Annotated in this window: 20 protein-coding genes, 3 tRNA genes and 1 pseudogene; 21 read left to right on the top strand and 3 right to left on the bottom strand. The window is 46.8% G+C overall.

The features are described 5' to 3' along the window. The first annotated feature begins 18 nt into the window (after positions 1 to 18). Together DXZ20_RS31030 and DXZ20_RS31025 are read left to right on the top strand one after the other, a co-directional pair. Positions 19 to 1,137, top strand: a complete 1,119-nt coding sequence (locus DXZ20_RS31030) for an acyltransferase family protein (RefSeq protein WP_163702753.1) — start codon at positions 19 to 21, stop codon at positions 1,135 to 1,137. Next, the gene (locus DXZ20_RS31025) at positions 1,134 to 2,300 is read left to right on the top strand and encodes a glycosyltransferase (protein WP_163702752.1); all 1,167 of its coding nucleotides are present in this window, start codon (positions 1,134 to 1,136) and stop codon (positions 2,298 to 2,300) included. The genes DXZ20_RS31030 and DXZ20_RS31025 overlap by 4 nt, the downstream gene beginning before the upstream one ends. Positions 2,301 to 2,411: 111 nt before the next feature. Here DXZ20_RS31025 and DXZ20_RS31020 read toward each other — a convergent pair. Then, positions 2,412 to 2,484, bottom strand: a tRNA-Val gene (locus tag DXZ20_RS31020). A gap of 50 nt (positions 2,485 to 2,534) precedes the next feature. Further along, positions 2,535 to 2,607 (bottom strand) — tRNA-Val (locus DXZ20_RS31015). A 179-nt stretch (positions 2,608 to 2,786) separates the two neighbouring features. Between DXZ20_RS31015 and DXZ20_RS31010 the strand changes: the two genes are divergently transcribed. The 9 genes from DXZ20_RS31010 (at position 2,787) to DXZ20_RS30970 (ending at position 13,001) form a co-directional block, all read left to right on the top strand. Then, a complete protein-coding gene (locus DXZ20_RS31010; protein WP_163702751.1) occupies positions 2,787 to 3,311 on the top strand; it encodes a metal-binding protein in 525 nt (174 codons plus the stop codon). 39 nt (positions 3,312 to 3,350) lie between these two features. Continuing rightward, complete coding sequence (gene mazG / locus DXZ20_RS31005; RefSeq protein ID WP_163702750.1) at positions 3,351 to 4,166, top strand: nucleoside triphosphate pyrophosphohydrolase; 816 nt, start codon at positions 3,351 to 3,353, stop codon at positions 4,164 to 4,166. 64 nt (positions 4,167 to 4,230) lie between these two features. Continuing rightward, on the top strand, positions 4,231 to 5,544 hold the full coding sequence (locus DXZ20_RS31000) for a glutamate-5-semialdehyde dehydrogenase (RefSeq protein ID WP_163702749.1): 1,314 nt from the start codon (positions 4,231 to 4,233) through the stop codon (positions 5,542 to 5,544). A 175-nt stretch (positions 5,545 to 5,719) separates the two neighbouring features. Continuing rightward, the gene (locus tag DXZ20_RS30995) at positions 5,720 to 5,971 is read left to right on the top strand and encodes a hypothetical protein (protein ID WP_163668935.1); all 252 of its coding nucleotides are present in this window, start codon (positions 5,720 to 5,722) and stop codon (positions 5,969 to 5,971) included. 111 nt (positions 5,972 to 6,082) lie between these two features. Continuing rightward, a complete protein-coding gene (folB, locus tag DXZ20_RS30990) occupies positions 6,083 to 6,448 on the top strand; it encodes a dihydroneopterin aldolase (protein ID WP_163668933.1) in 366 nt (121 codons plus the stop codon). Between the two features lie 52 nt (positions 6,449 to 6,500). Then, positions 6,501 to 8,087 carry a glycosyltransferase family 39 protein gene (locus tag DXZ20_RS30985; RefSeq protein WP_163702748.1) on the top strand — a complete coding sequence of 529 codons (1,587 nt, stop codon included), beginning with the start codon at positions 6,501 to 6,503 and terminating at the stop codon, positions 8,085 to 8,087. A gap of 153 nt (positions 8,088 to 8,240) precedes the next feature. Continuing rightward, positions 8,241 to 9,191 (top strand): Sll0314/Alr1548 family TPR repeat-containing protein, encoded by a 951-nt coding sequence (locus DXZ20_RS30980; RefSeq protein WP_163702747.1) that lies wholly within the window; start codon positions 8,241 to 8,243, stop codon positions 9,189 to 9,191. 686 nt (positions 9,192 to 9,877) lie between these two features. After that, a complete protein-coding gene (locus tag DXZ20_RS30975; RefSeq protein ID WP_163702746.1) occupies positions 9,878 to 11,257 on the top strand; it encodes an NAD-dependent succinate-semialdehyde dehydrogenase in 1,380 nt (459 codons plus the stop codon). 106 nt (positions 11,258 to 11,363) lie between these two features. Beyond that, positions 11,364 to 13,001: an acetolactate synthase large subunit gene (locus DXZ20_RS30970; protein ID WP_163702745.1), complete on the top strand. Its 1,638-nt coding sequence runs from the start codon at positions 11,364 to 11,366 to the stop codon at positions 12,999 to 13,001. Between the two features lie 3 nt (positions 13,002 to 13,004). Here DXZ20_RS30970 and DXZ20_RS30965 read toward each other — a convergent pair whose 3' ends face one another. Then, a complete protein-coding gene (locus DXZ20_RS30965) occupies positions 13,005 to 13,718 on the bottom strand; it encodes a DNA-binding response regulator (protein WP_163668924.1) in 714 nt (237 codons plus the stop codon). A 340-nt stretch (positions 13,719 to 14,058) separates the two neighbouring features. Between DXZ20_RS30965 and DXZ20_RS30960 the strand changes: the two genes are divergently transcribed. From DXZ20_RS30960 to DXZ20_RS30920, 10 genes and pseudogenes are all read left to right on the top strand, one after another. Further along, positions 14,059 to 14,622: a tetratricopeptide repeat protein gene (locus tag DXZ20_RS30960; RefSeq protein ID WP_163702744.1), complete on the top strand. Its 564-nt coding sequence runs from the start codon at positions 14,059 to 14,061 to the stop codon at positions 14,620 to 14,622. After that, positions 14,619 to 14,831: a CHAT domain-containing protein gene (locus DXZ20_RS30955; RefSeq protein ID WP_163702743.1), complete on the top strand. Its 213-nt coding sequence runs from the start codon at positions 14,619 to 14,621 to the stop codon at positions 14,829 to 14,831. Before DXZ20_RS30960 ends, DXZ20_RS30955 begins: the two co-directional genes overlap by 4 nt. A 269-nt stretch (positions 14,832 to 15,100) precedes the next feature. Further along, positions 15,101 to 16,135 (top strand): hypothetical protein, encoded by a 1,035-nt coding sequence (locus DXZ20_RS30950; RefSeq protein WP_163702742.1) that lies wholly within the window; start codon positions 15,101 to 15,103, stop codon positions 16,133 to 16,135. 600 nt (positions 16,136 to 16,735) lie between these two features. Further along, positions 16,736 to 17,599, top strand: a complete 864-nt coding sequence (gene bchL / locus DXZ20_RS30945; protein ID WP_348918737.1) for a ferredoxin:protochlorophyllide reductase (ATP-dependent) iron-sulfur ATP-binding protein — start codon at positions 16,736 to 16,738, stop codon at positions 17,597 to 17,599. 127 nt (positions 17,600 to 17,726) lie between these two features. Next, a complete protein-coding gene (locus DXZ20_RS30940; protein WP_163703670.1) occupies positions 17,727 to 18,083 on the top strand; it encodes a DUF5331 domain-containing protein in 357 nt (118 codons plus the stop codon). A 127-nt stretch (positions 18,084 to 18,210) separates the two neighbouring features. Then, complete coding sequence (locus tag DXZ20_RS30935; RefSeq protein ID WP_163702741.1) at positions 18,211 to 19,635, top strand: ferredoxin:protochlorophyllide reductase (ATP-dependent) subunit N; 1,425 nt, start codon at positions 18,211 to 18,213, stop codon at positions 19,633 to 19,635. Between the two features lie 144 nt (positions 19,636 to 19,779). Next, a tRNA-Gly gene (locus DXZ20_RS30930) sits at positions 19,780 to 19,851 on the top strand. Between the two features lie 279 nt (positions 19,852 to 20,130). Next, positions 20,131 to 20,274 (top strand): annotated as a pseudogene (locus DXZ20_RS38795) (Arm DNA-binding domain-containing protein); the annotation flags it as partial. A gap of 12 nt (positions 20,275 to 20,286) precedes the next feature. Beyond that, the gene (locus tag DXZ20_RS30925) at positions 20,287 to 21,300 is read left to right on the top strand and encodes a tyrosine-type recombinase/integrase (protein WP_250565988.1); all 1,014 of its coding nucleotides are present in this window, start codon (positions 20,287 to 20,289) and stop codon (positions 21,298 to 21,300) included. A gap of 219 nt (positions 21,301 to 21,519) precedes the next feature. Next, on the top strand, positions 21,520 to 21,780 hold the full coding sequence (locus tag DXZ20_RS30920; RefSeq protein ID WP_163702739.1) for a hypothetical protein: 261 nt from the start codon (positions 21,520 to 21,522) through the stop codon (positions 21,778 to 21,780).

The following is a 21,780-nucleotide window of genomic DNA, read 5'->3' as shown; positions in this document are numbered from 1 at the left end:
AAGCAATACCAGGGATCTATGACGTACGCCAATAAAATGAGAAAACAACCCCCTCAAAAGTTGGAGCTTTTAGAAAGTCTTAGAGGGATCGCAGCTCTACTTATTGTTACCTTTCATGCAGCGGAGTTATTTACGCTCAAATTTGATCAACCCTTTTTACTATCTTTATTTGATTTTGGAGATTCGGGCGTTGATTTCTTTTTTGTCTTGAGTGGCTTCTTCTTAGCACTGTCGAGCTTTAAATATATGGGTCATCGGCATACGGCAAAAGCTTTTCTAATCAAGCGCTGTGTTCGTATTTATCCCCTCTATTGGTTGCTGAGCCTCTGCGTAATTCCAGTTTACTTTTTAGTCCCATCCTTTGGAAAAGGTCATGAGCAAGATATTGGTGTCATTATCAAGTCATTGCTACTTATTCCCCAGGAGCATCCGCCCATACTTTCCGTAGCCTGGTTCCTAAGCCATTTAGTATTATTCTACTTAGCGTTTACTACTGTTATTCTGTTGCCTAAAGTGGCATCTAAACTTATTCTTGCTGGTTTGTCAGTGTCAGCAGTTTTTATGCTAACTGATATACTCTCAAGTTTTCAGCTTAGGAACAACAATCATTTTCTGCTAGATTTTATTTTCTCTTACTATAATTTTGAATTTGCAGGCGGATGGTTAATTGGTATTTTCTTTAGACGAATCCAACTGAAAAAGTCGGTCAGTTTATTGATGTTATTAACGGGCTGTTGCACCTTTATGCTATCAGGATTGCTCGACGTCTATGTTTTACAGACGAGTTCCAATAGCTCAGGCTTTGCCCACTATTATGAATTTGTGGCCTATGGCCTATCGTCAATCTTGATTGTAGGAGGCGCTGCTTTTCTAGAAAAAGATCATAAGCTATCGGTTAGTAAAGGATTCGTGGTTTTAGGAGCAGCTTCTTTTTCCATTTATCTCACCCACTATCTGATCTTATCCATATTCACCAAAGTGATTCAGGCCACAGGCATCAACAGTATTGGTTTTTATACCATAGGGATGATGTTGGCCTGCGTGATAACGGTTTTGATTGGGTGTATTACTCACGTTTATGTTGAAAAGAGACTCGCATCAATATTTAGAAATCGTCTAGCGTATAAACGAGCATGAAGATTCTGTTTCTAGACCAGAGTGGCAAGCTAGGAGGCGCTGAACTTTGTTTGGCCGATATTGCGCAGCAGTTTTCTACAACTAGCCTGGTGGGTGTTTTTGCTGAGGGGACATTCCCAGATTACCTACATCAAAACAATATTCCGATCAAAATTCTTGCCGACCAAGCTTTGCAGGTCCAAAAGGCAAGTGGCCTGCTGGCAGGACTCAAAAATCTCAACCGATTAATCCCTTTGATTATTAGGGTAGCTCAACTCAGCAAGCAATATGATGTGATCTATGCCAACACCCAAAAAGCTTTAGTGGTTGGAGCTCTTGCCAGTATTTTAAGTGGTCGTCCTTTTGTTTATCATTTGCACGACATTGTTTCTCCTGACCACTTTAGTTCGGTCAATCGTCGCATTATTATTACATTGGCCAACCGAGCGGCTTTCGTGATCGCTAATTCTCACGCTAGTTGTGAAGCATTTATTCAAGCAGGCGGGCGAGCAGATCGAGTGCATGTTGTTTATAACGGGTTTCGCCTGGAAGACTACGCTGACTGTAGTAGTCAGCAAGAGTTTTCAAAAGGAGAAATGGTCTCTGAACTATCTGATCTCACAGAGGGTATTTCTCCATTTTTGGTTGGACATTTTAGTCGTCTCTCTCCTTGGAAAGGTCAGCATGTGCTGATCGAAGCTCTGCAACATTGTCCGGAGAATGTTGTGGCCGTATTTATTGGTGATGCCCTTTTTGGTGAGCAAGATTATGTGCAGCAGCTACACCAACAGATTCAGGGCCTTAATCTGGAGCATCGAATTAAGTTTCTGGGGTTTCGTTCTGATATTCCTCAACTGATGGCAGCCTGTGATTTAGTCACCCATACGCCTACAGCCCCTGAGCCCTTTGGTCGGGTGATTGTGGAAGCAATGTTGTGTGGTACTCCAGTGGTAGCAGCAGCGGCTGGAGGAGCTGTTGAGCTCATCGACCATGGACAAACAGGCTGGTTAACGCCTCCTGGAGATGCTGAAAAGTTGGCAGACATTATCAGCACCTGTCAGGATCAGTCTAGTCAAGCGAAAGCCCTTGCACAAAAGGCACAGGCGCAAGCTGGTCAAAGGTTTAATTTAGAAACTACTAACGATCAAATTTCACAGTTACTCAGTGAGATGATCAAGGTTTAGCTTTGAGCCACTTAAACCTTGCCGAATAAATACTTGTGCATAGACTCTCTAAAGAATTAGAGCATTATGCTACTTCACCAGAAGCTTTAACCAACTTAAATTGAAACTGAATGGACGGTACTGGGCTCGAACCAGTGACATCCTGCTTGTAAGGCAGGCGCTCTACCAACTGAGCTAACCGTCCGCAATTGCCTGTGCCAACAGGACTTAAGTGACTTACCTCTAGGGTAAGTATGGACGGTACTGGGCTCGAACCAGTGACATCCTGCTTGTAAGGCAGGCGCTCTACCAACTGAGCTAACCGTCCGTGAACTGCGTGTTTGCACAGGAATAGATATTAACAGATGATAGCGACTAAAGGCGAACTTTTTTTCAAAGAAAATGTAATTCAGGTGACAGCGGTCAAAGGGAATCTTTTTTCAAAACAGCGGTAATTCATTTGTATTATTAAAACCCGAGGAACGGGCGCTGTGCTGTTGAGGACCTATGCCATCTGGAAAACATCATGACCGAATTACGCTGTGGCTATTACCTCTGGTGCTGATAAGTGCTTTTTTCATAACCCTTGATATGCCGCTAACTGTTATTGTCGGTCTCAGCTTTTTGCTCAGTGGATTGATGATGGGTCCCGATCTAGATATTCAGTCAGTGCAATATCGCCGATGGGGTCTGATGCGCTGGATTTGGTATCCCTATCAGGTGGCTATCAAGCATCGTTCTAGGTGGTCCCACGGCCCTCTGATTGGCACGATAGTCCGGGTACTGTATCTAGGTGTTTGGATTGCGCTGTTTGCAACTGTAGGGGTACTTGCAATCAATCATTTCTGGCAGGCCCAGCTATCTTGGCAAAGGCTCGAACCCATCTTATTCAGCCTGTTTGTTCAATACTGGAGGGAGTGGCTAGCGTTGCTAGTGGGCCTTGAACTCGGGGCACTGAGTCATTACACCAGCGACTGGCTAGTCTCCGCATTTAAGAAAAAGCGGCGTCATCAGGGCCATCGTAAACGATAGGCTGAGCTTAGTCACAACCTGCCTCTATTGCTAAAATCCATGACCACAAACCTGCAATCTAAAACATTAGAATCCCTCCAGCGTCTGATTGATGTCGTTGCTCAGCTGCGTAACCCTGAAGGCGGCTGCCCATGGGATCTGGCCCAGACGCCTGAGAGTCTAACTCCCTACGTGCTGGAGGAAGCCTATGAGGTGGTCGATGCAATTCAACAAGGTGACCGTGAGCATATGGCCGAGGAGCTAGGGGACTTGTTGCTACAGGTGGTGTTGCAGTCGCAAATCTTTAGTGAGACAGATGCGTTTGACCTTGGAGATGTGGCTCAAGGCATTGCGGAAAAACTGATTCGACGTCATCCCCATGTATTTGGTGACAGCCAAGCGGCAACCCCCGAAGAGGTGCATGTTACTTGGGAAGCCATTAAAGCGGCAGAGAAGGGCAATCAAGATGAGCAGACCTTAACCTCCAAGCTGGCTCGTTATGGCCGTACGTTGCCTCCAATGACTGCCACCATGAAAATTTCTAAGAAAGCGGCTAAGGCTGGGTTTGAGTGGGAAACCCTGGATGGTGTGTGGGAAAAGGTGGAGGAGGAACTGGGAGAATTTCGCCATGCTCTGGCCCATGAAAGTGCCGAGAACCAGGCAGCTGAGTTTGGTGATGTGCTATTTAGTTTAATGCAGGTGGCCCGATGGTGTGACATTGACCCGGTGGCGGCTCTACAGGGCACAAATCGTCGCTTTGTGCAGCGGTTTGGACTGCTGGAGCAGTCAGCGGAAAAGCCTTTGGATGATCACAGCATTGAGGAATTAGAGGCGCTCTGGCAGCGCGCAAAACGGAAGATTGCGGGGGAAGGTTGAGGACGCATAGGACGCGTTATTCTAGGTAATCTAGATGAAATGAGTAAACATCCCACGGAACCCCATGTCTGTATCTTCGGCTGCTGTTGAGAATTCTTTGGTTGCGATCGCAACCAGCACACGTCAAGCAGCCCGCACCCTGGCCAGTCTGTCCACCCAGCAAAAAAACGAGGCCATTGAGGCCATTGCCCAGGCATTAGAAGCGGCGGCGGCAGATATCACAGTCGCCAATGAAGCTGATTTGCAGGCGGCGTTAGCCGATAACCTGGCGAAGCCCCTTTACGGACGGCTAAAGCTGAATGCTGTGAAGCTGAAGGGCGCGATTAAGGGTGTCCGGGATGTGGCTAAGCTGCCCGACCCAGCCGGTGCAGTCCAGATTCATCGGGAATTGGACAATGGCCTAGAGCTCAAGCGGATTGCCTGTCCGCTGGGAGTACTGGGGATTATTTTTGAATCCCGCCCCGATGCTGTCATGCAGATTTCTACATTGGCTGTGAAGTCTGGTAATGGCGTCATTCTCAAAGGGGGAAAAGAAGCTGTGCGCTCTTGCCAGGCGCTGGTCAAGGCCATTCGTCAGGGCTTGACTAATGTGGGTTTGGACCCCAATGCCGTGCAGCTATTGACTACTCGGGAAGAAACGCGGGCGCTGCTGGAGCTAGATAGCTATGTGGATCTGATTATTCCTCGCGGGTCTAATGCCTTTGTTCGCTTTGTTCAAGAGAATACTCGCATTCCGGTGCTAGGCCATGCGGATGGTATTTGCCATTTATATGTGGATGTGGCGGCTGACTTAGAAAAGACGGCCAAAATTGCTGTGGATGCCAAAGTGGGCTATCCATCGGCCTGTAATGCCATTGAGACGTTGCTAGTGCATAAAGAGATTGCAGCTAAGGCGCTGCCGATTCTAGCTGAAGCACTACAACAAGAAGGGGTAAAGCTGCTGGGCGATGATGCTACACGACAGGTGTTAACTGATATTCAGGCGGCAAGTGAGAGCGACTGGTCCACTGAATACAGTGATTTGATTTTGGCAATTCGAGTGGTGGATTCGGTCGATGCGGCGATTGACCACATTAATACCTATGGGTCACGGCATACGGATGCGATCGCAACCGAAGACCAAGCCACTGCCGATCGATTTATGGCCCAGGTGGATGCCGCAGGCGTTTATCACAACTGCTCTACCCGCTTTGCCGACGGTTTTCGCTATGGCTTTGGCGCTGAAGTAGGCATCAGCACCCAAAAGATGCCTCCCCGTGGCCCGGTTGGGTTAGAGGGGTTGGTGACCTATAAATATCAGGTAGTCGGCAACGGTCATGTTGTTGCCACCTACTCAGGAGAAAACGCTAAACCATTTACCCATCGCGATTTAGCCTGATTGTTAATGGATGTTGTTAATCGACAGCTGGATTATGGGGACAGCATCAGCCTTTCTATAGACCATTTAAGCCCCTTCATGACTTTAGTCACTAGATTGTGGCCACCTATGGCCAACCTCATATTGTGTCGCCTAGAATGAAACGTCCCCACAACAGAACAACAAAAAGACTTTCATGATTGCACTGATTGGCACGGCTTTCCTGTTGATAGGAGCTGTCAATATGGCCTGGTTTCTCCTATGGTTTCTATTGGCATGGAGTAGCACGCTTGGGGCAAAGGTTTCCAAAAAAGTTGGCACCGACAATGAAAGTACAGATAGCAATATTCAACTAGGAGAGGCTTTTAAAAGAGAAGCACTACAAAAATTCGCCATTAGTACAGCTCTTTTGATAGTGGGTTCGGTACTTTCCCATATTGGCAGCTGATTTTAGTGGCCGCTGACTGAACCCGCTACAGTCAGCGGCAAGACTAGGACCCATAGAGGTTCACCTGGCAGTAGAGATTCCTTGATTGGAAATAGTTTAGATAACTGTTAAATGGCTGATCGTATTAATGTGACCGGCATCCGTGCCTATGGCTACATTGGGGCCCTGCCCGAAGAGAATGTTTTAGGTCAATGGTTTGAGGTAGATCTGACCCTGTGGATGGACTTGTCGGTGGCGGGCAAATCCGACAGTCTGACAGATACCCACAACTATGCCGATATTATCCAGCAGACACAGCAGATTATTCAGACGGAAAAATTTAAACTCATTGAGCGGCTAGGAGATGCGATCGCAACCCAAGCCCTTGCCAACGATGAACGTCTAGAAAAAATTCAAGTGACAGTCACTAAACTGACTGCTCCAGTGCCTAATTTTGATGGACGAGTGGCCATAACAATGGTGAGAACCCGTTCTTAATCTGGAGTGAATCGGCTACCATGCTGGGGGCACCATTAGCGAGAGCAAACCATTGCCTAAGCTGAGGCTAAATCAACAACACCCTTTAGCGCTGATTTTATTACTGGCAGCGCTCCTGCGATTGTGGCGTCTAGCGGCTAAGCCCCTTTGGGTGGATGAGCTTTACACCACGTTCTATAGTCTTGGGAAGAATCTGAATGAGATTCCCATGAATACGTTACTGCCGCCGGAACGTTACTGGGCGCTATTAGATACTCCCGGTTCTACCCTACAGGCCGCCCAGGCATTAACCACCTATAGCAACCATCCACCGCTGTTTTTTATGGCGATGAATGTTTGGTTACACGGACTGGGAATGTCCATTTGGACGCTACGAACCTTTGCCGTGCTCTGGGGGATTGTGGCTGTCGCTGGCGCATTTTACCTGGGACGTCGATTGGCGGGAGAACGCGTCGGCACCATAGCCGCCCTGCTGATGGCAGTGTCGCCCTACGGCATCTATCTATCCCAGGAAGCGCGGCACTATAGTTTGGCAGTTGCGATCGCACTGTTTGCCCTCACCAATTGGATGGCCTTACTCCAGGGTGATCGGTCTCCCTGGCGCTGGTTGAGCTGGGTTGGCTTAAATGCAGTAGGTATTTACGTTCACTACTTCTATAGCTTTAGCATTATTGCCCAATGGTTGATCACCGCTAGCCGCATCCTCTGGCGTCGAGACCGACGCTCTGAAGCCTTGCCTTGGTTGCTAGCGATGGCAGTTACAGCGCTGTTGTATGTACCATGGTTGCCCACCGCCTTCATCCATTTTCACAGAGAAGGCGGCACTGGTTGGCTGAGTCAGTCGGCCCCCCTTTGGGAAACCCTGATATTGCCCTGGCTACAGTCCCTGGTGACCGGGCTGTTTATGCTAATTTTGCTGCCTGTAGAGCAGGTGCCGCAATGGGTCACCATTGGGTCAGCCCTAATTATGCTGGTGGTTTTTGGCATTGTGCTGCGTCCGTTAATTAGGGGGTGGCATTTGGAACCGCAGCTGGATTTAGGCGCTCCACTTGTAGGCTATGGTGTGGCCGTATTTGCCATCATGATTGCCATTACCTATGGTTTGGGCAAAGATCTCACCCTGGCCCCCCGCTACTTTTTTATGCTGTATCCAGCGGTAACGGTGATGGCAGCCATGGCAATGGCTCGATGTAAACCCTGGGTATTGGGGGTTGCGATCGCAGCTGGTGTCCTCAGCCAGGTTTTGATCAGCTACGATATCGCTTTACTCAAACCCTACCTGCCCGGTCAAATTGGTCGACGTATAGGGGCAGATCCTGAAGCTACGGTTGTTTTGGTAGCCCCCCAGCGAGATGGCTATCGTGCCCGTGCCTTAAGCTATGTGTTAGCTATTCCCCAGCGTGAAAATATCCAAGTTGCCTTTACGGGGTCGGCTGATGTCAAAACTTGGCAGCCCAGCCTGAACAATAGCGCAGCCATACCAACCAATAATTTCACCCTTTGGTTAGTAGAACCACAACGTCAGGGGCCATTTCCACCCACTGTTAGCCTGTCTCAACACAGGTGTTTTCAGATAGGCAAACGGGTTAAAACAGAAGGCACTCGTCAACAACAATATCAGTGTCATACAACGACTTAAGGGGCGCAGTTAGCACCGCCTCACACTATGACAGCTTAAAGAGTTTCATAGATTACCAGTAGTTTATGAATCAAGTCGCTATACTCATTTCTTGAAAGCGCCCATGCAAGCGCTGCCATCGTTCACAGCGCCCACTTCATTAGGATAGGCACCATGACGTTTCGAGTTTTGAATTTTTTTAATCGTCCCAAACGCTCTTTAAAGTTCTTCGGGGCGCTAATGGCCGCAACACTGACCATAACGACGTCTCCGGCGTTAGCTGGCGACCCATTTCGCGCTGGTGACGAGCGCAATATTGGTCCCCATGCCGAAGAGGCCTTTGAAGCCTTCTTTAAAGAAGGTGACTATGTGGGAGCCCGGACTGCTTTGGAATTGGCAAAGGATTCTGAAGCAGGCGAACCTTTGGTACATAGCATGGCGGCATCCATGGCCTATCTCGATGAAGACTGGGACAAACTAGAGGAAGAAGTAGCATTAACCAGATCCACCGCTGAAACTCTGTTGGAAACGGATCCATTACGAGGACATATTTACTCGGCAGTAGGTATTTTTATGGAAGGGGCTCACATGATGAGCACTCAGGGTGTGGCCCGTAGTACACCGGCTGCATTGGCAATGTTACAACAGGTTTTTGGCCATATTGGTGAAGCAGAAAAGATTGATAGCACTGACCCAGAACTTAACCTGGTCAAAGGGTTTATGGATTTAATGTTGGCTGTTAATTTACCTTTCTCCAATCCTGAGGACGCCATTGAGCGCCTGTCACAGTATGGCAACCCTAGTTATCTAGCCTACCGTGGTATTGCGCTGGGCTATCGCGATTTGGGTCAGATGCCCGATGCCATGGAAGCTGTAGAACAAGCGTTAGAAACAGCCCCAGAAAACCCAGAACTGTTTTATCTCAAGGCACAACTCCATCGACGCCAGGAAGAGACTGATGACAGTGTTGCCATGTTTGATAAGGCACTGGAGTATGCGGCGCAGCTACCCCCTAGCCTTACTCGCAAAATATATAAGGAAAAATGTCGCACTTTAGGTGGCTCCCATGAGACCTGTGGCAAAGAAGCAAGTGACTTTGTTGCGGAACTAGGTAAGTCTGAATAATCACCTAAAAACCGTTACTGATTTAGAACGAGACGCGGAGAAGAGGAGATATGGAGACGCGAAACGTTTAAGCAATCAATGTCTCCGCGTCTCTCCCTCCCCGTGTCTCCGTGTCAGCCCTACCCAAAATTTTGACTTTGACAGACTACTAGTTTCTGGTTAAACCCGGATTTCAATAGTTTAAATAAAAATCCATGGTTGATATTGATCTATCTAAATCAATTAGGAATAAAAAACTACTATTTCAATTTATAAAGAAATAAGAAATAACGTAAAAATCAATACTGAATTAGCTTTAAAAAAGTAGCAGCCCTGTCGATAAATTAGCCGATACGGGCTTCAACAGGGCTGGAGACGCAGTTAGGAGGTATCTTGGTTACTACCATAACCGTCGTAATAGTGATTGCTCCCTAACTTAACAAGTTCTTAACCGTCACCAGATAAAAACCATCGGCATTTGTTTGGAATTGTTTAAAAAAGTAAATAATCAATGCAGAAACTGCTTTTCTGAAGACGGAAATTGTCACATTTGTCACATTAGAGATACCTTCTGGGTTTGGGTTGGGTAAGCCAGCTGATGGAAAATGTGCAGTGTATCCGACCTTGACTGTTTTGCTACATCTGACCCACCCAATGGATGATGGCCTAGACCTAGGCCAGATGAGAAGACCTACGGGAGGTCCGCGATGGCAATTCAAAGTATTAACCCGGCCACTGGTAAAGTTTATAAAACCTATTCTCCTCTGAGATTAGACGAGATAGAGCAAAAATTAGCAGCAGGAGAAGCACAATATCAGCACTATCGATGGACATCATTTAGCGATCGCAGCACTTGGCTACGGGCTGCTGCTGATTATTTAGAAGACCATGCTGAGGTGCTGGGTCGCATCATGACCCAGGAAATGGGTAAGCCCATCGGGGCTGCGATCGCAGAAGTAAAAAAGTGTGCCTGGGTTTGTCGTCACTATGCTGAGCATGGGGCAGATTATCTAGCAGATGAGCGCTCAGCCATAGGCTACGTCCGCTATCAGCCCCTAGGGATTATTTTGGCGGTGATGCCGTGGAATTTTCCCCTATGGCAGGTGTTTCGGTTAGCTGCACCCGCTCTGATGGCCGGTAACGTGGTCGTACTGAAACACGCCTCCAACGTCCCTAAATGCGCTCTATCTATAGAACAAATTTTTCGCAAGGCTGGTTTTCCTGAGGGTGCATTTCAAACGTTGCTAATTACGGCTGAGCAAACGGCTACAGTGATTGCCGATGAGCGCGTCCGTGGCGTTAGCCTCACTGGCAGTGGCCCTGCTGGCTCCCAGGTGGCTGCCACCGCTGGACAGCATTTGAAGAAAGTAGTGTTGGAGCTGGGGGGAAGCGATCCCTTTATTGTCCTACCCAGTGCTGACTTAGATCAGGCGGTGGAGACCGCTGTTATGGCCCGTTTGCAAAACAATGGCCAATCTTGCATTGCGGCTAAGCGGTTTATCTTGGTTAGCACCATTGCGGATGAGTTTGAGACACGCTTAGTGGATAAGTTTAATGCCTTGAAAGTAGGCGATCCCATGCAGTCTGAAACAGACATTGGTCCATTGGCAACACCGTCTATCTTGCAGGACATTCACAAACAGGTCCACGATTGTCTGATTTCAGGGGCCAAGGCTCTAGTGGGGGGTAATCTAGAAAAACTAAAAGCCACATTACCCCCTGAGTTAGAGCTGGGTAATTTTTACCCACCGACGATTTTGAGTCATATCCCCCCCGGCACCCCGGCTGATCAAGAAGAGTTTTTTGGTCCTGTGGCCCTGATTTTCCGAGTCCAGGATCTAGACGAGGCGATTCAGTTAGCTAACGCTACTGCCTTTGGCTTGGGTGCCAGCGGTTGGACGCAAGATTCAGCGGAACAACAACGTTTGGTCAATGAGATTGAAGCCGGTGCTGTATTTATAAACAGCATGGTAAAATCCGACCCACGTTTGCCCTTTGGCGGGATTAAACAGTCAGGTATTGGCCGTGAACTTGGCAGACATGGCATTTTAGAGTTTGTCAATGCCAAGACGGTTTGTGTGAGTTAGGGCATTTTGTTATTTTGTAGGGGCGTTCCATGGAACGCCGCCACCTATGGAACACCCCTACAACTGAAATTTTGACGTTGCATTACCCATTCCCTAGGTATCTTTTATGAACACTGCAGAACTCCTTGTCCGTTGTCTCGAAAATGAAGGAGTGGAGTACATTTTTGGTGTGCCCGGAGAAGAGAATCTCCAAGTACTTCAGGCGTTGAAACAGTCTTCTATACAGTTTGTCACTACTCGTCACGAGCAAGGGGCGGCGTTTATGGCCGATGTCTATGGTCGGCTAACGGGCAAGGCGGGGGTGTGTTTATCCACACTGGGGCCAGGGGCAACCAATTTAATCACAGGGGTGGCCGATGCCAATCTAGATCGTGCCCCATTGGTGGCGATTACTGGTCAGGTGGGGACTGACCGCATGCACATTGAGTCTCACCAATATTTAGATTTGGTGGCGATGTTTGCCCCCGTGACTAAATGGAACACTCAAATTGTGCGACCTAGTAATACAACGGAAATTGTGCGTAAAGCTTTTAAGTTAGCGCAAACGGGTAATCCAGGGGCTGTGCATATTGACTTACCCGAAAATATTGCCGATATGGAAGCGGAGGGAAAACCGCTGACCTGCGATCGCAACGGTAAAACCTTTGCGGCCTTTGACACCATTCAGAAAGCGGCGGACGCGATCTCTCGGGCAGAACGACCGCTAATTTTAGTGGGTAATGGGGCTATTCGAGCGCGGGCTAGTGGAGCGATCACTAAACTAGTAGATGAATTGCAGATTCCTGTTACCAATACCTTTATGGGTAAGGGAGTCATTCCATATCAGCATCCCCTGGCCCTTTGGACTGTTGGTCTGCAGCAGCGAGATTTTATTTCCTGCGCCATTGATAAAAGTGATTTAGTCATCGCCGTGGGCTATGACTTAGTAGAATATCCACCGAAAAAGTGGAACCCCCATGGACAAATTCCCATTGTGCATGTGAGCTTGACCCCTGCAGAAATTGACAGTAGCTATGTCCCCATGGTGGAAGTGATTGGGGATATTGAAGATTCCCTTGAACAGATTTTAAAACGGGTGGAACGTAATGCAAAATCAAGCTATCCATTCCAAGCGGTACGAGATGAAATGCGGGCTGACTATGAACAATATTGTAACGATCTGGCATTTCCCATTAAGCCCCAGAAACTACTCTACGATCTGCGTCAGGTAGTAGGACCCGATGACATTGTGCTCTCAGATGTAGGAGCCCACAAAATGTGGATTGCCCGCAACTACCATTGTGAGCAACCGAATACCTGTCTGATTTCCAATGGGTTTGCCTCCATGGGTATTGCCATACCGGGTGCGATCGCAGCTAAACTTGTCTATCCCAACCGTAAGATTGTTGCGGTCACAGGTGATGGCGGCTTTATGATGAACTGCCAGGAGCTAGAAACAGCGCTACGTTTAGGGACTCCCTTTGTCACCATTATCTTTAACGATGGTGGCTATGGTCTAATTGAGTGGAAACAACATAATTACTATGGTGAATCTGCGTTTATCAAATTTACCAATCCTGATTTTGTTGCCCTGGCCAAGAGCTTTGGTCTCCAGGGTTATCGAGTAACGTCGACAGAAGACTTTATCCCCACACTCAAAGCAGCTCTGGCAGCTGATGTGCCCGCTGTTATTGACTGCCCCATTGACTATGGTGAAAATCTTCTATTCACTGAAAAGTCACGGGAACTGGCCTGTATTATTTGATAGCTAGAGTACAGTCCCCATACCCAAGTCCATCCCAATGGTGTATTTAAAGTTGCCCTCACCAACGCTTTCTCTGAGTTTGGCAATAATTTTATCTGGATTGTCATAGGGGCCAGCAAAGTAATAGGGCTTACCGTTTTTACCAAATTCATGGCGAGGCAGATTATCCATGCGAGGGCCGAGATTATGCTTGGCCCGTTCGAAGTCTTCATGGGGGTCAAGGCCTAGACGTTTAGCATAGTCCACAGCACCGTAGATAACTGATTGAGCCTGTTCCAGAGATATCGTTCTATGGCTATCATCCATGGTGTGGGCATAAGCATTCTCTCGCATTAACGGATAGTCAGTGGTTTTAACTTTGCGAGGTCCCATGGCATCTTTTACCCCCAGACACCATGCATCAATAAGAAAAGTGGTGACCAGATAATGGGTGCCATCGGCACGGGTCACCATAATCTGGGACAGCCCTTTACGATCTTTGCGAGTATTTCGGCTACCAAAAAAGCGATCAAATCCTTGGGAATCAACTAAGCACTCTTTAAGCTTAGAGTGCTTTTTAGGCTGACTATGGTTTTCAGGATTCGCGCTTAACTGGGTTTGGATAATATTGTTGACCTCGGCGGGTCGTAGACCTAGCTTACGGGCGATTTGTTTGGGACCTACTTTGCGATCGCGTAGCGCTAAAACTTCTTGGATTTGCTCGGGAGTAGCTGCCATGGATACAGGTTTCAGATGTGCTCATCGTAGTGCCCATTCTTGCGCAGGTCTTGAGACATTGTACAAATGGTTTGCAAGTTTTTACCTAACCGGTTTATCACTTCAGATGTAGTTGCGAGGAACCCAGGATAAGAATCCCGAGGGGTTTTGAATGCTTGATCAGTCTGCAAATGCTAGCATTCATTGCCATATTGCCATCATCTCCCTATTGCCATGAATTATAAAGTCATTCCGTAAGTCTACTGAAATTGTCAGAAACTGTATGTAACTTAAGATGTAGTAAATTAGCGTAATTTAGCGGCTTAATATGTATTTAGCCCGTTGCTTTACTTTAAGCTCATTGGTCTTTTCGATAGCCTTTGGCACAGCGTCGATTGTGCTATTGGATACCATCGGGCCAAAGTTGGTAAGGGCACAAACAGATTTGAATCGTCAGGCCGATAGACTTTTCGATGAAAGTATCGAATACTATCAAACGGAGCAGTGGAAATCAGCCCTAGAAAAACTGCAAAAAGCTCTGGAACTCTATCAGCGAACAAATAATCTGATAAAAGTAGCTCATGTATTGGAGTACATTGGCGTCTTTTATCAACGCCTTGGCAATTATCCCGAAGCCCTTCAGTACCATGAGGAGAGTTTAGAGCTCTCCCGTAGATTAGGTAATCGTTTAAATGAAGCCATCACCCTAGGTAACATTGGCGTTGTTTACGAGAAGCTAGGCAATTATTCAGAAGCGTTACGATACTATGAGGAGAGTTTAAGCCTCAAACGAGAACTAGGTCATCGGACAGGCGAAGCCACTACTTTGGCAAATATTGGCAATATCGCATATCAGCATGGAAACAATTTCGAAGCATTGCAATATTATCGAGAGAGGATGACGGGGGAACCCAAATTCTTATGAATGCGTTTTATGATGCTCTGAGTCGAGGAGGAGTGTCAAAAGCTGAAGCACTACAGCATGCTCAACGTCGCTTAATTAGTATGGCTGACGACAGCAGTCGAGCAGCACTGCTGACACTTTCAATTGATGGGAATCTTCCAATCGATGCGACAGATCTAAGCCATCCCTACTATTGGGCACCCTTCATCTTGATTGGTAATGGCCTCTGAGGCTATGTTTTTTCTAGTTTACAACAACAATTCGAGTGCCATATCGGGTGTGGCTAGCCTCAATGCTTTCGAGCATGCCATGGAACGAATGTTGCCGTTGGGATAATGGTCTACTTCTGTTGTGTAATTTCTTAATTAGAGTTCAACACAGCCATCAGCATATACTTTAACTTTAGTTCCTGGCACATTGCAAAGGTGCCAAGTAGATTTCCTGCATTATCTACATACAGGGGCTGAGAGTCCGGTCTTCTTAACATCTGCAGACAGTTATGGTCAGCCCTGCCACCTTATCCAATTTTGATAGCCAAAGACTGTTAATAGCGTTAGCGCTTTTTGAGCAAACCTACGGTAAGGCCAGGTCCGACCTGGAATGCCAGGCTATTCTGGCAGCGTTAATCATAGTGATGGACATCACAGGCCAGAAATCGGGCCAGGAATTGGGCATCTCAATTTACAAACTGCATCATGATTACCGTCAGAATTACCGACAGATAGACTGGCTAGAGCGTTTGGATAAGTACAGTGATGCAAACGGAGACGCTGTTCTTGCAGCCGCTGTTCACCAAGTAAAAGCCCGTTTAGATGATGCAGCAAAAACACTCATCTTCTTAATTCGCACCTATCTACAGCGGATTTCATCAAAACTATCGGCATTAGACTTTGTCAACTTGACTAAGGCTGCGATCGCGATACTCAATAACGCTCAACCAGAGCCAAAATTGAGCCTGCCTGAGAAAAAACGCCTCCTATATATTGCCCTGCAAACGTTTGGCACTCAGTTATCCCAACCCATTCCTCCCCTAGGCACAAAAATTCCAACACAAATTACGGCATTAGTGACTCAGCTGGTGCAGCATCAAAAAATAATGCTTACCGATGGCGTAAAAGCTTTCTGCGCCAATTTTATTGCCCAACTTCCAAACAATCAGCCCCATCCACCAAGCGTCAGATTTATCCGCACTGCCCTGAGCAACAGCAACGTCAAAATTTCCAAAGCATTGGACACCCAAGAAAATCTATACGCCTTAGCCAGTATTCTTTTTTTCGAAAAACAGCTGCAAATCCCATCCCCCAAAGCCCCAAAGTCTGAGCAAGAAATTATCCACCAAATAAATCAAGCAATTGCTCAATTCAGAGCGAATTACCAATCTCTAGCACAGATCAGTCAGCCCCAGTGGGATAACGAACTATCAGTCAGCAGCCAACTCTTTACGGCCAATAATTTTGAAACCGCTGACCAAGACTTGACCTGGTTCCCCCAGAATCACATTGCGAACATTTCAAAAGACGAAACAAATTCTTAGCATTCTGTTTTATTTATTTTCAAATAAAACATTCTTAACATTATGCTGAGTGATAACTGTCGAATATTCTTTAGCCAGATCCACATCAGCCATGGGTAAGTCTAACTGAACCCAGTATTCATTCCCCAGTCAAAATGGATCTCCACTGTAGGGGCTGTGCCTCGTGCCAGCCCTACAAAAGCTGAGGATAATGAAGTTGTCTTATCAAACTAAATCTTAGGGCACTCCCAAGGGAAGACTCTACGGAATCAGTTCAAACAACCAGACATCTTTTAGCCTGAAACACCCTTTGAAATGGATTTATTCAGGTCTATATAAAACGACAAAAGTCTTTTAGGAGAAGGAGATAGAAGCATTTCAAAAATTTGCTTTTTGATCCATATTTTATTTAATTAGACCCTAAAAATAATATTAGTGGCCCAAATATCCTTTTTCTAAGCTTAAAAAGCCTTGAGTAATTATTTTGAAATAAATTCTGATTCAGAAAGCATTTTTGGTAGTCATCCATTTTCTTGAACCCTATCCAATCAGCCGCTGATTACCCACAATGACCCACAGACATGGTCGCTTAGACCAACCCACCAGAAGGAGACAACGAGCGTGAAACTCTCGGTCTATGGAAAAGGCGGCATTGGCAAATCCACCACCAGCTGCAACATCTCTGTCGCACTTGCTAAACGCGGCAAAAAGGTCCTGCAAATCGGTTGTGACCCTAAACACGACAGCACCTTTACCCTAACGGGCTTTTTAATCCCCACCATTATTGACACGCTACAGGAACGGGATTATCACTACGAAGATATTTGGCCCGAAGATGTTATCTACCAAGGCTATGGGGATGTTAGCTGCGTAGAAGCGGGCGGTCCCCCCGCAGGTGCTGGCTGTGGCGGCTATGTGGTCGGCGAAACCGTCAAACTCCTTAAGGAGCTCAACGCCTTTGACGAATACGATGTCATTCTATTTGACGTCTTGGGGGACGTGGTCTGTGGTGGCTTTGCCGCACCGCTTAATTATTCTGACTATTGCATGATCGTCACTGACAATGGCTTTGATGCCCTGTTTGCCGCTAATCGCATTGCGGCATCCGTCAGGGAAAAAGCCCGCACTCACCCGCTGAAGCTGGCTGGGCTCATCGGTAACCGTACATCTAAACGGGATCTGATTGACAAGTATATCGAAGCGGTGCCGATGCCGGTGCTAGAAATTTTGCCCCTGATTGAAGATATTCGTGTTTCACGGGTCAAGGGCAAAACCATGTTTGAAATGGCTGAATCTGATCCATCATTGGAGCCAGTGTGCCAGTACTATCTGAACATTGCCGATCAGCTCATTGCTCGTCCTGAAGGTGTGGTACCTAAAGATGCTGCCGACCGTGAGCTCTTCTCACTGCTGTCAGACTTCTATCTCAACCCCCCTGAAGACGCCCCTGTTCAGAAAAATGAAATGGATCTAATGATGGTTTAGCCCAACATTCACGGGTTAATCCGATAGGTTACTAGTCATTTATTTGCTTTGAGTTTCTCAAAAGACTGGCCATTCTGACGCTGAGGTGCTAAATTGCTGCGTGCCCGCTGATTTAAAATCTCAAGATATGGCCTTTTTTGAGAATTTCACCACCGCTATCCGCGACAAGTGGTTGAACTATGTGCAAGACAATCGCGCCTGGTTAGAGCTACAGATGAACAACGTCTCCGTTAGAACGCCTGACGGTGGACGGCGGCCATCTTCGCTCCTGATTTTAGGGGTGATCAATGCTATAGAACCTAAGCTATCAAATTTGATGGTGCCGTTCTATAAGCTCAACTCTGACGAAGATGCACTAGTCGAAGTGTTAGGTCTTAATTTTGATCCAGAGATGGCCTTAAATGGCACAGGTGAAGATGGTCCAACACTGGATGCTTCATCTGGTGACGATCCCCCTCTTTTAGAAGGTTTGGAAGGACTCTAAAGCGCCATCTCAGTCATAACCTATCGGATTATTGCCCGGTGAACCATCGCTACAGAGACTCAGTTACCCCCCTTTTCACCGTTCCTCTTTAGCGAGAGTTATTACTGCTCTAAGGACGATAATCACGATGACAACACCTGCTAACACTCCCTCTCTTGAATTTGACTGCGATACGGGCAACTACCATACGTTTTGCCCGATTAGTTGTGTTGCGTGGCTTTACCAAAAGATTGAGGATAGTTTCTTTTTGGTCATTGGTACAAAAACCTGTGGTTATTTTTTGCAAAATGCCATGGGTGTCATGATCTTCGCTGAGCCACGCTATGCCATGGCTGAGTTGGAGGAAGGGGATATTTCTGCCAAGTTGAATGACTATGAAGAACTGAAGCGGTTGTGTTTGCAGATAAAGCGCGATCGCAACCCTAGCGTAATCGTTTGGATCGGCACCTGCACCACCGAAATCATCAAAACCGACCTCGAGGGCATTGCCCCCATCCTAGAAGATGAAATTGGCGTTCCCATCGTCGTCGCCCGTGCCAATGGCCTTGACTATGCCTTTACCCAGGGTGAAGACACCGTACTCGCTGCCATGGCCCAGCGCTGTCCCACTGCAGAGCCCGCGACTAAAGCCATCGAACCAGAAAAGCAAGAACGCAATGGTCTTGGCAAGCTATTATCCCTAGGTCGCAAAAACGAAGCCGTCGCTCCGGACGAAGCCCCTGCTGCAGATGAGTATTACGACCACAGCCCCCTGATCCTATTTGGTTCGGTCCCTAACCCAGTGGTCACCCAGCTTAATTTAGAACTTAAGAAGCAAGGCATCAAGGTATCTGGCTGGTTACCAGAAAACCGCTACACCGATCTGCCCGTAATCAAAGAAGGCTACTTTGCATCTGGCGTAAACCCCTTCTTATCTCGCACTGCATCTACTCTAATGCGACGGAAAAAGGCAAAGGTCATCGGTGCCCCCTTCCCCATCGGTCCCGATGGTACCCGTGCCTGGGTTGAGAAAATCTGCTCAGTCTTAGGCGTTGAACCCAAGGGATTAGCCGAACGAGAAGCCAAGATTTGGGAATCCGTAGAAGATTACGTCAGTCTTATTCGTGGCAAATCTGTTTACTTCATGGGTGACAATCTCCTTGAGATTGCTATGGCCCGCTTCTTGATCCGCTGTGGCATGACTGTACCGGAGATTGGTATTCCCTACATGGACAAACGCTTCCAGGGAGCTGAGCTACAGTTCCTAGAGCGCACCTGCGAGGAAATGGGTGTACCCAAGCCCAAGATTACGGAAAAACCAGACAACTACAACCAGATTCAACGCATTCTAGAAATTGAACCCGACCTGGTGATTACGGGGATGGCCCACGCCAATCCCTTAGAGGCCAGAGGCATTAATACCAAGTGGTCAGTAGAATTCACCTTCGCCCAAATTCACGGTTTTGGCAACACTCGCGACATTCTTGAGTTAGTGACTCGGCCTCTACGCCGCAATAGCAATCTCAAAGATTTGGGTTGGAATAAGCTGGTGCGAGAAGAAGCAAATGCCTAGCGGCTAAGCCTTAAGATACGTTTCACCGGCTGTTGTTTGAGGACAATTGCCGGTGAAGAAGAACATCTCAAACTATACAAAAGCTTAAGTCAGGCTAAAGGGTTGGCCTATATACAACTTCAACTGTTACTATTCAAGTCCAGTGCGGATGTAGTTCAGTGGTAGAACGTCAGCTTCCCAAGCTGAATGTCGTGGGTTCGAGTCCCATCATCCGCTTTCCCAATCACAGAGCTGAAAGCCACTGATTTCAAAGGATTTAAGCGATGACCCAACGCAATTATCTTCTGCTAGAGGGTAGTTGCGTTGGGTCATTTTGGGTCAATTTAGACCTAAAAGTGGTATAAAACTGGTATAAAAAAGCAGTACAATCGATCTAGTTTGAGGTCCTCATGCACTAGATCAGTGATATAAAGGACTGGTCAAAAGGTCTCTACTCGTTCTGAAGTTCAAACAATTGGTATAGACGGTGCGGGGCATTTATACCCGTTTTGAGTCATGGCTAAGGGACAGGTAAAACTTGAGTCGTTTGCTGACCGATTAAGGCTGCGTTGGAGCTATCGCAGTAAACGCTATTGTTTGTCATTAGGTTTGCACGATACACAAGTTAATCGTCGAGTGGCAATCCAGAAAGCTCAACAGATTGAGCTGGACATGATCAGCGATAACTTTGATATTAGCTTGGACAAATACAAGCCAGAACCTTTTGAGGAGGAGTCAGAACCTAAGAAAGTGTTGGGGAACCCTCAAACCTTTTCAGAAGTATTTGAGAATCATTGGGGTGATTTCGTTGTCTACAAACAGCGTCGTGTAGAGAATCCATTTACGATCATCTCGATGTATTCTCCCCTTGAGAAGAAGCTGAAGACCTTTAAACAGAAAATTGTTGGAAAGGAAGAGGCAACTGTTTTTATTGAGGAGCTGCTGGCTCAGATTTCGCCAACTACAGTTAAAAAGTACCTGAATACGCTCAATAATTTTTGCAATTGGCTTCAGGAAAATGAGTTGGTTGAAGATACTTGGAAGAATCCTTTCAAAGGCTTAAAACAGTTATGCAAGCCCCGACCTACCCAGAAGCCCCCTCCATTTACTCTGGAAGAAATTAGGACAATCATTGCTGGCTTTGAGAAAGATAAATACTATGCCCATTATTTGGGATATGTGCGATTTCTGTTTATGACAGGTTGTCGCACGTCTGAAGCCATTGGCTTGCAATGGAAGCATGTAAGCAAAAACTGTTCTGAAATCACTTTTATGGAAGCCTCTGTTCGTAAAGATACGGGTACTGGCAGACTCCGGAAATCGACAAAGACAAATCGCACTCGTAAGTTCCCGTGTAACAAGGAACTTCAGAAACTATTGCGATCAATCAGACCTAAGGACTACAACCTTGATCAGCTTGTTTTTCCGAGTCCTTCTGGAAAGTCCATGGATGCGACAAACTTTCTCAACCGTCCATGGACAAAAGTTCTGGGTAAATGTGGGATGACAAAAGAGAATGGCTTATACCGGTGCCAGTACAATACTCGTCATACGTTTATCAGTCATATGTTAGCCAAGGGGATGTCTGTTGTTGAGGTGGCAAAGTTGACAGGTCATGATCCTAAAGTTTTGCTTGATCACTATGCGGATGTGATTCACCGAGTTGATGTACCTGCATTCTTCTAGATAAGTGTTAGATGACGGTCTGCCTGTAGGCTTGATAATTCTGGGCTAAGCAGAGGGTTGAGATCGCTAGATATACTAGAGGGCAGTAACTCGCTTAGTAGGACTAAGCGTAGTCAATGCACCAAACGGCGACGTGTTGTGAATTAGAACCTAAACATGGCTAATCAAGGGCATTAGCAATAAAATTGCAGGAGCGACTCCCACTCAGAACCCATTATCATGAAAGCTTACGAACTTAATGCTACTGTCACAGCCGATGGGCATATCGAATTGCCTGAATTTCAGCTATCCCCCACTCTGCCACATCCCACTACTGTTAAGGTGATTATCCTCGTTACAGAACCTGATGAATCAGATGACGAGTCACCTGAAGTAAAGGAAAACTTTTCAGAGGAAAGCTTTAAGCGCTCCTGGGAGCAAGCTATTAGTGGTGATACCGTTCCCGTTTCCCAATTGTGGGAGGACTCAGACATTGCCTGA

The organism is Adonisia turfae CCMR0081, assembly GCF_011009555.1.
Classification (GTDB): domain Bacteria; phylum Cyanobacteriota; class Cyanobacteriia; order Phormidesmidales; family Phormidesmidaceae; genus Leptothoe; species Leptothoe turfae.
This window is presented reverse-complemented; position numbering and strand designations above follow the sequence as displayed.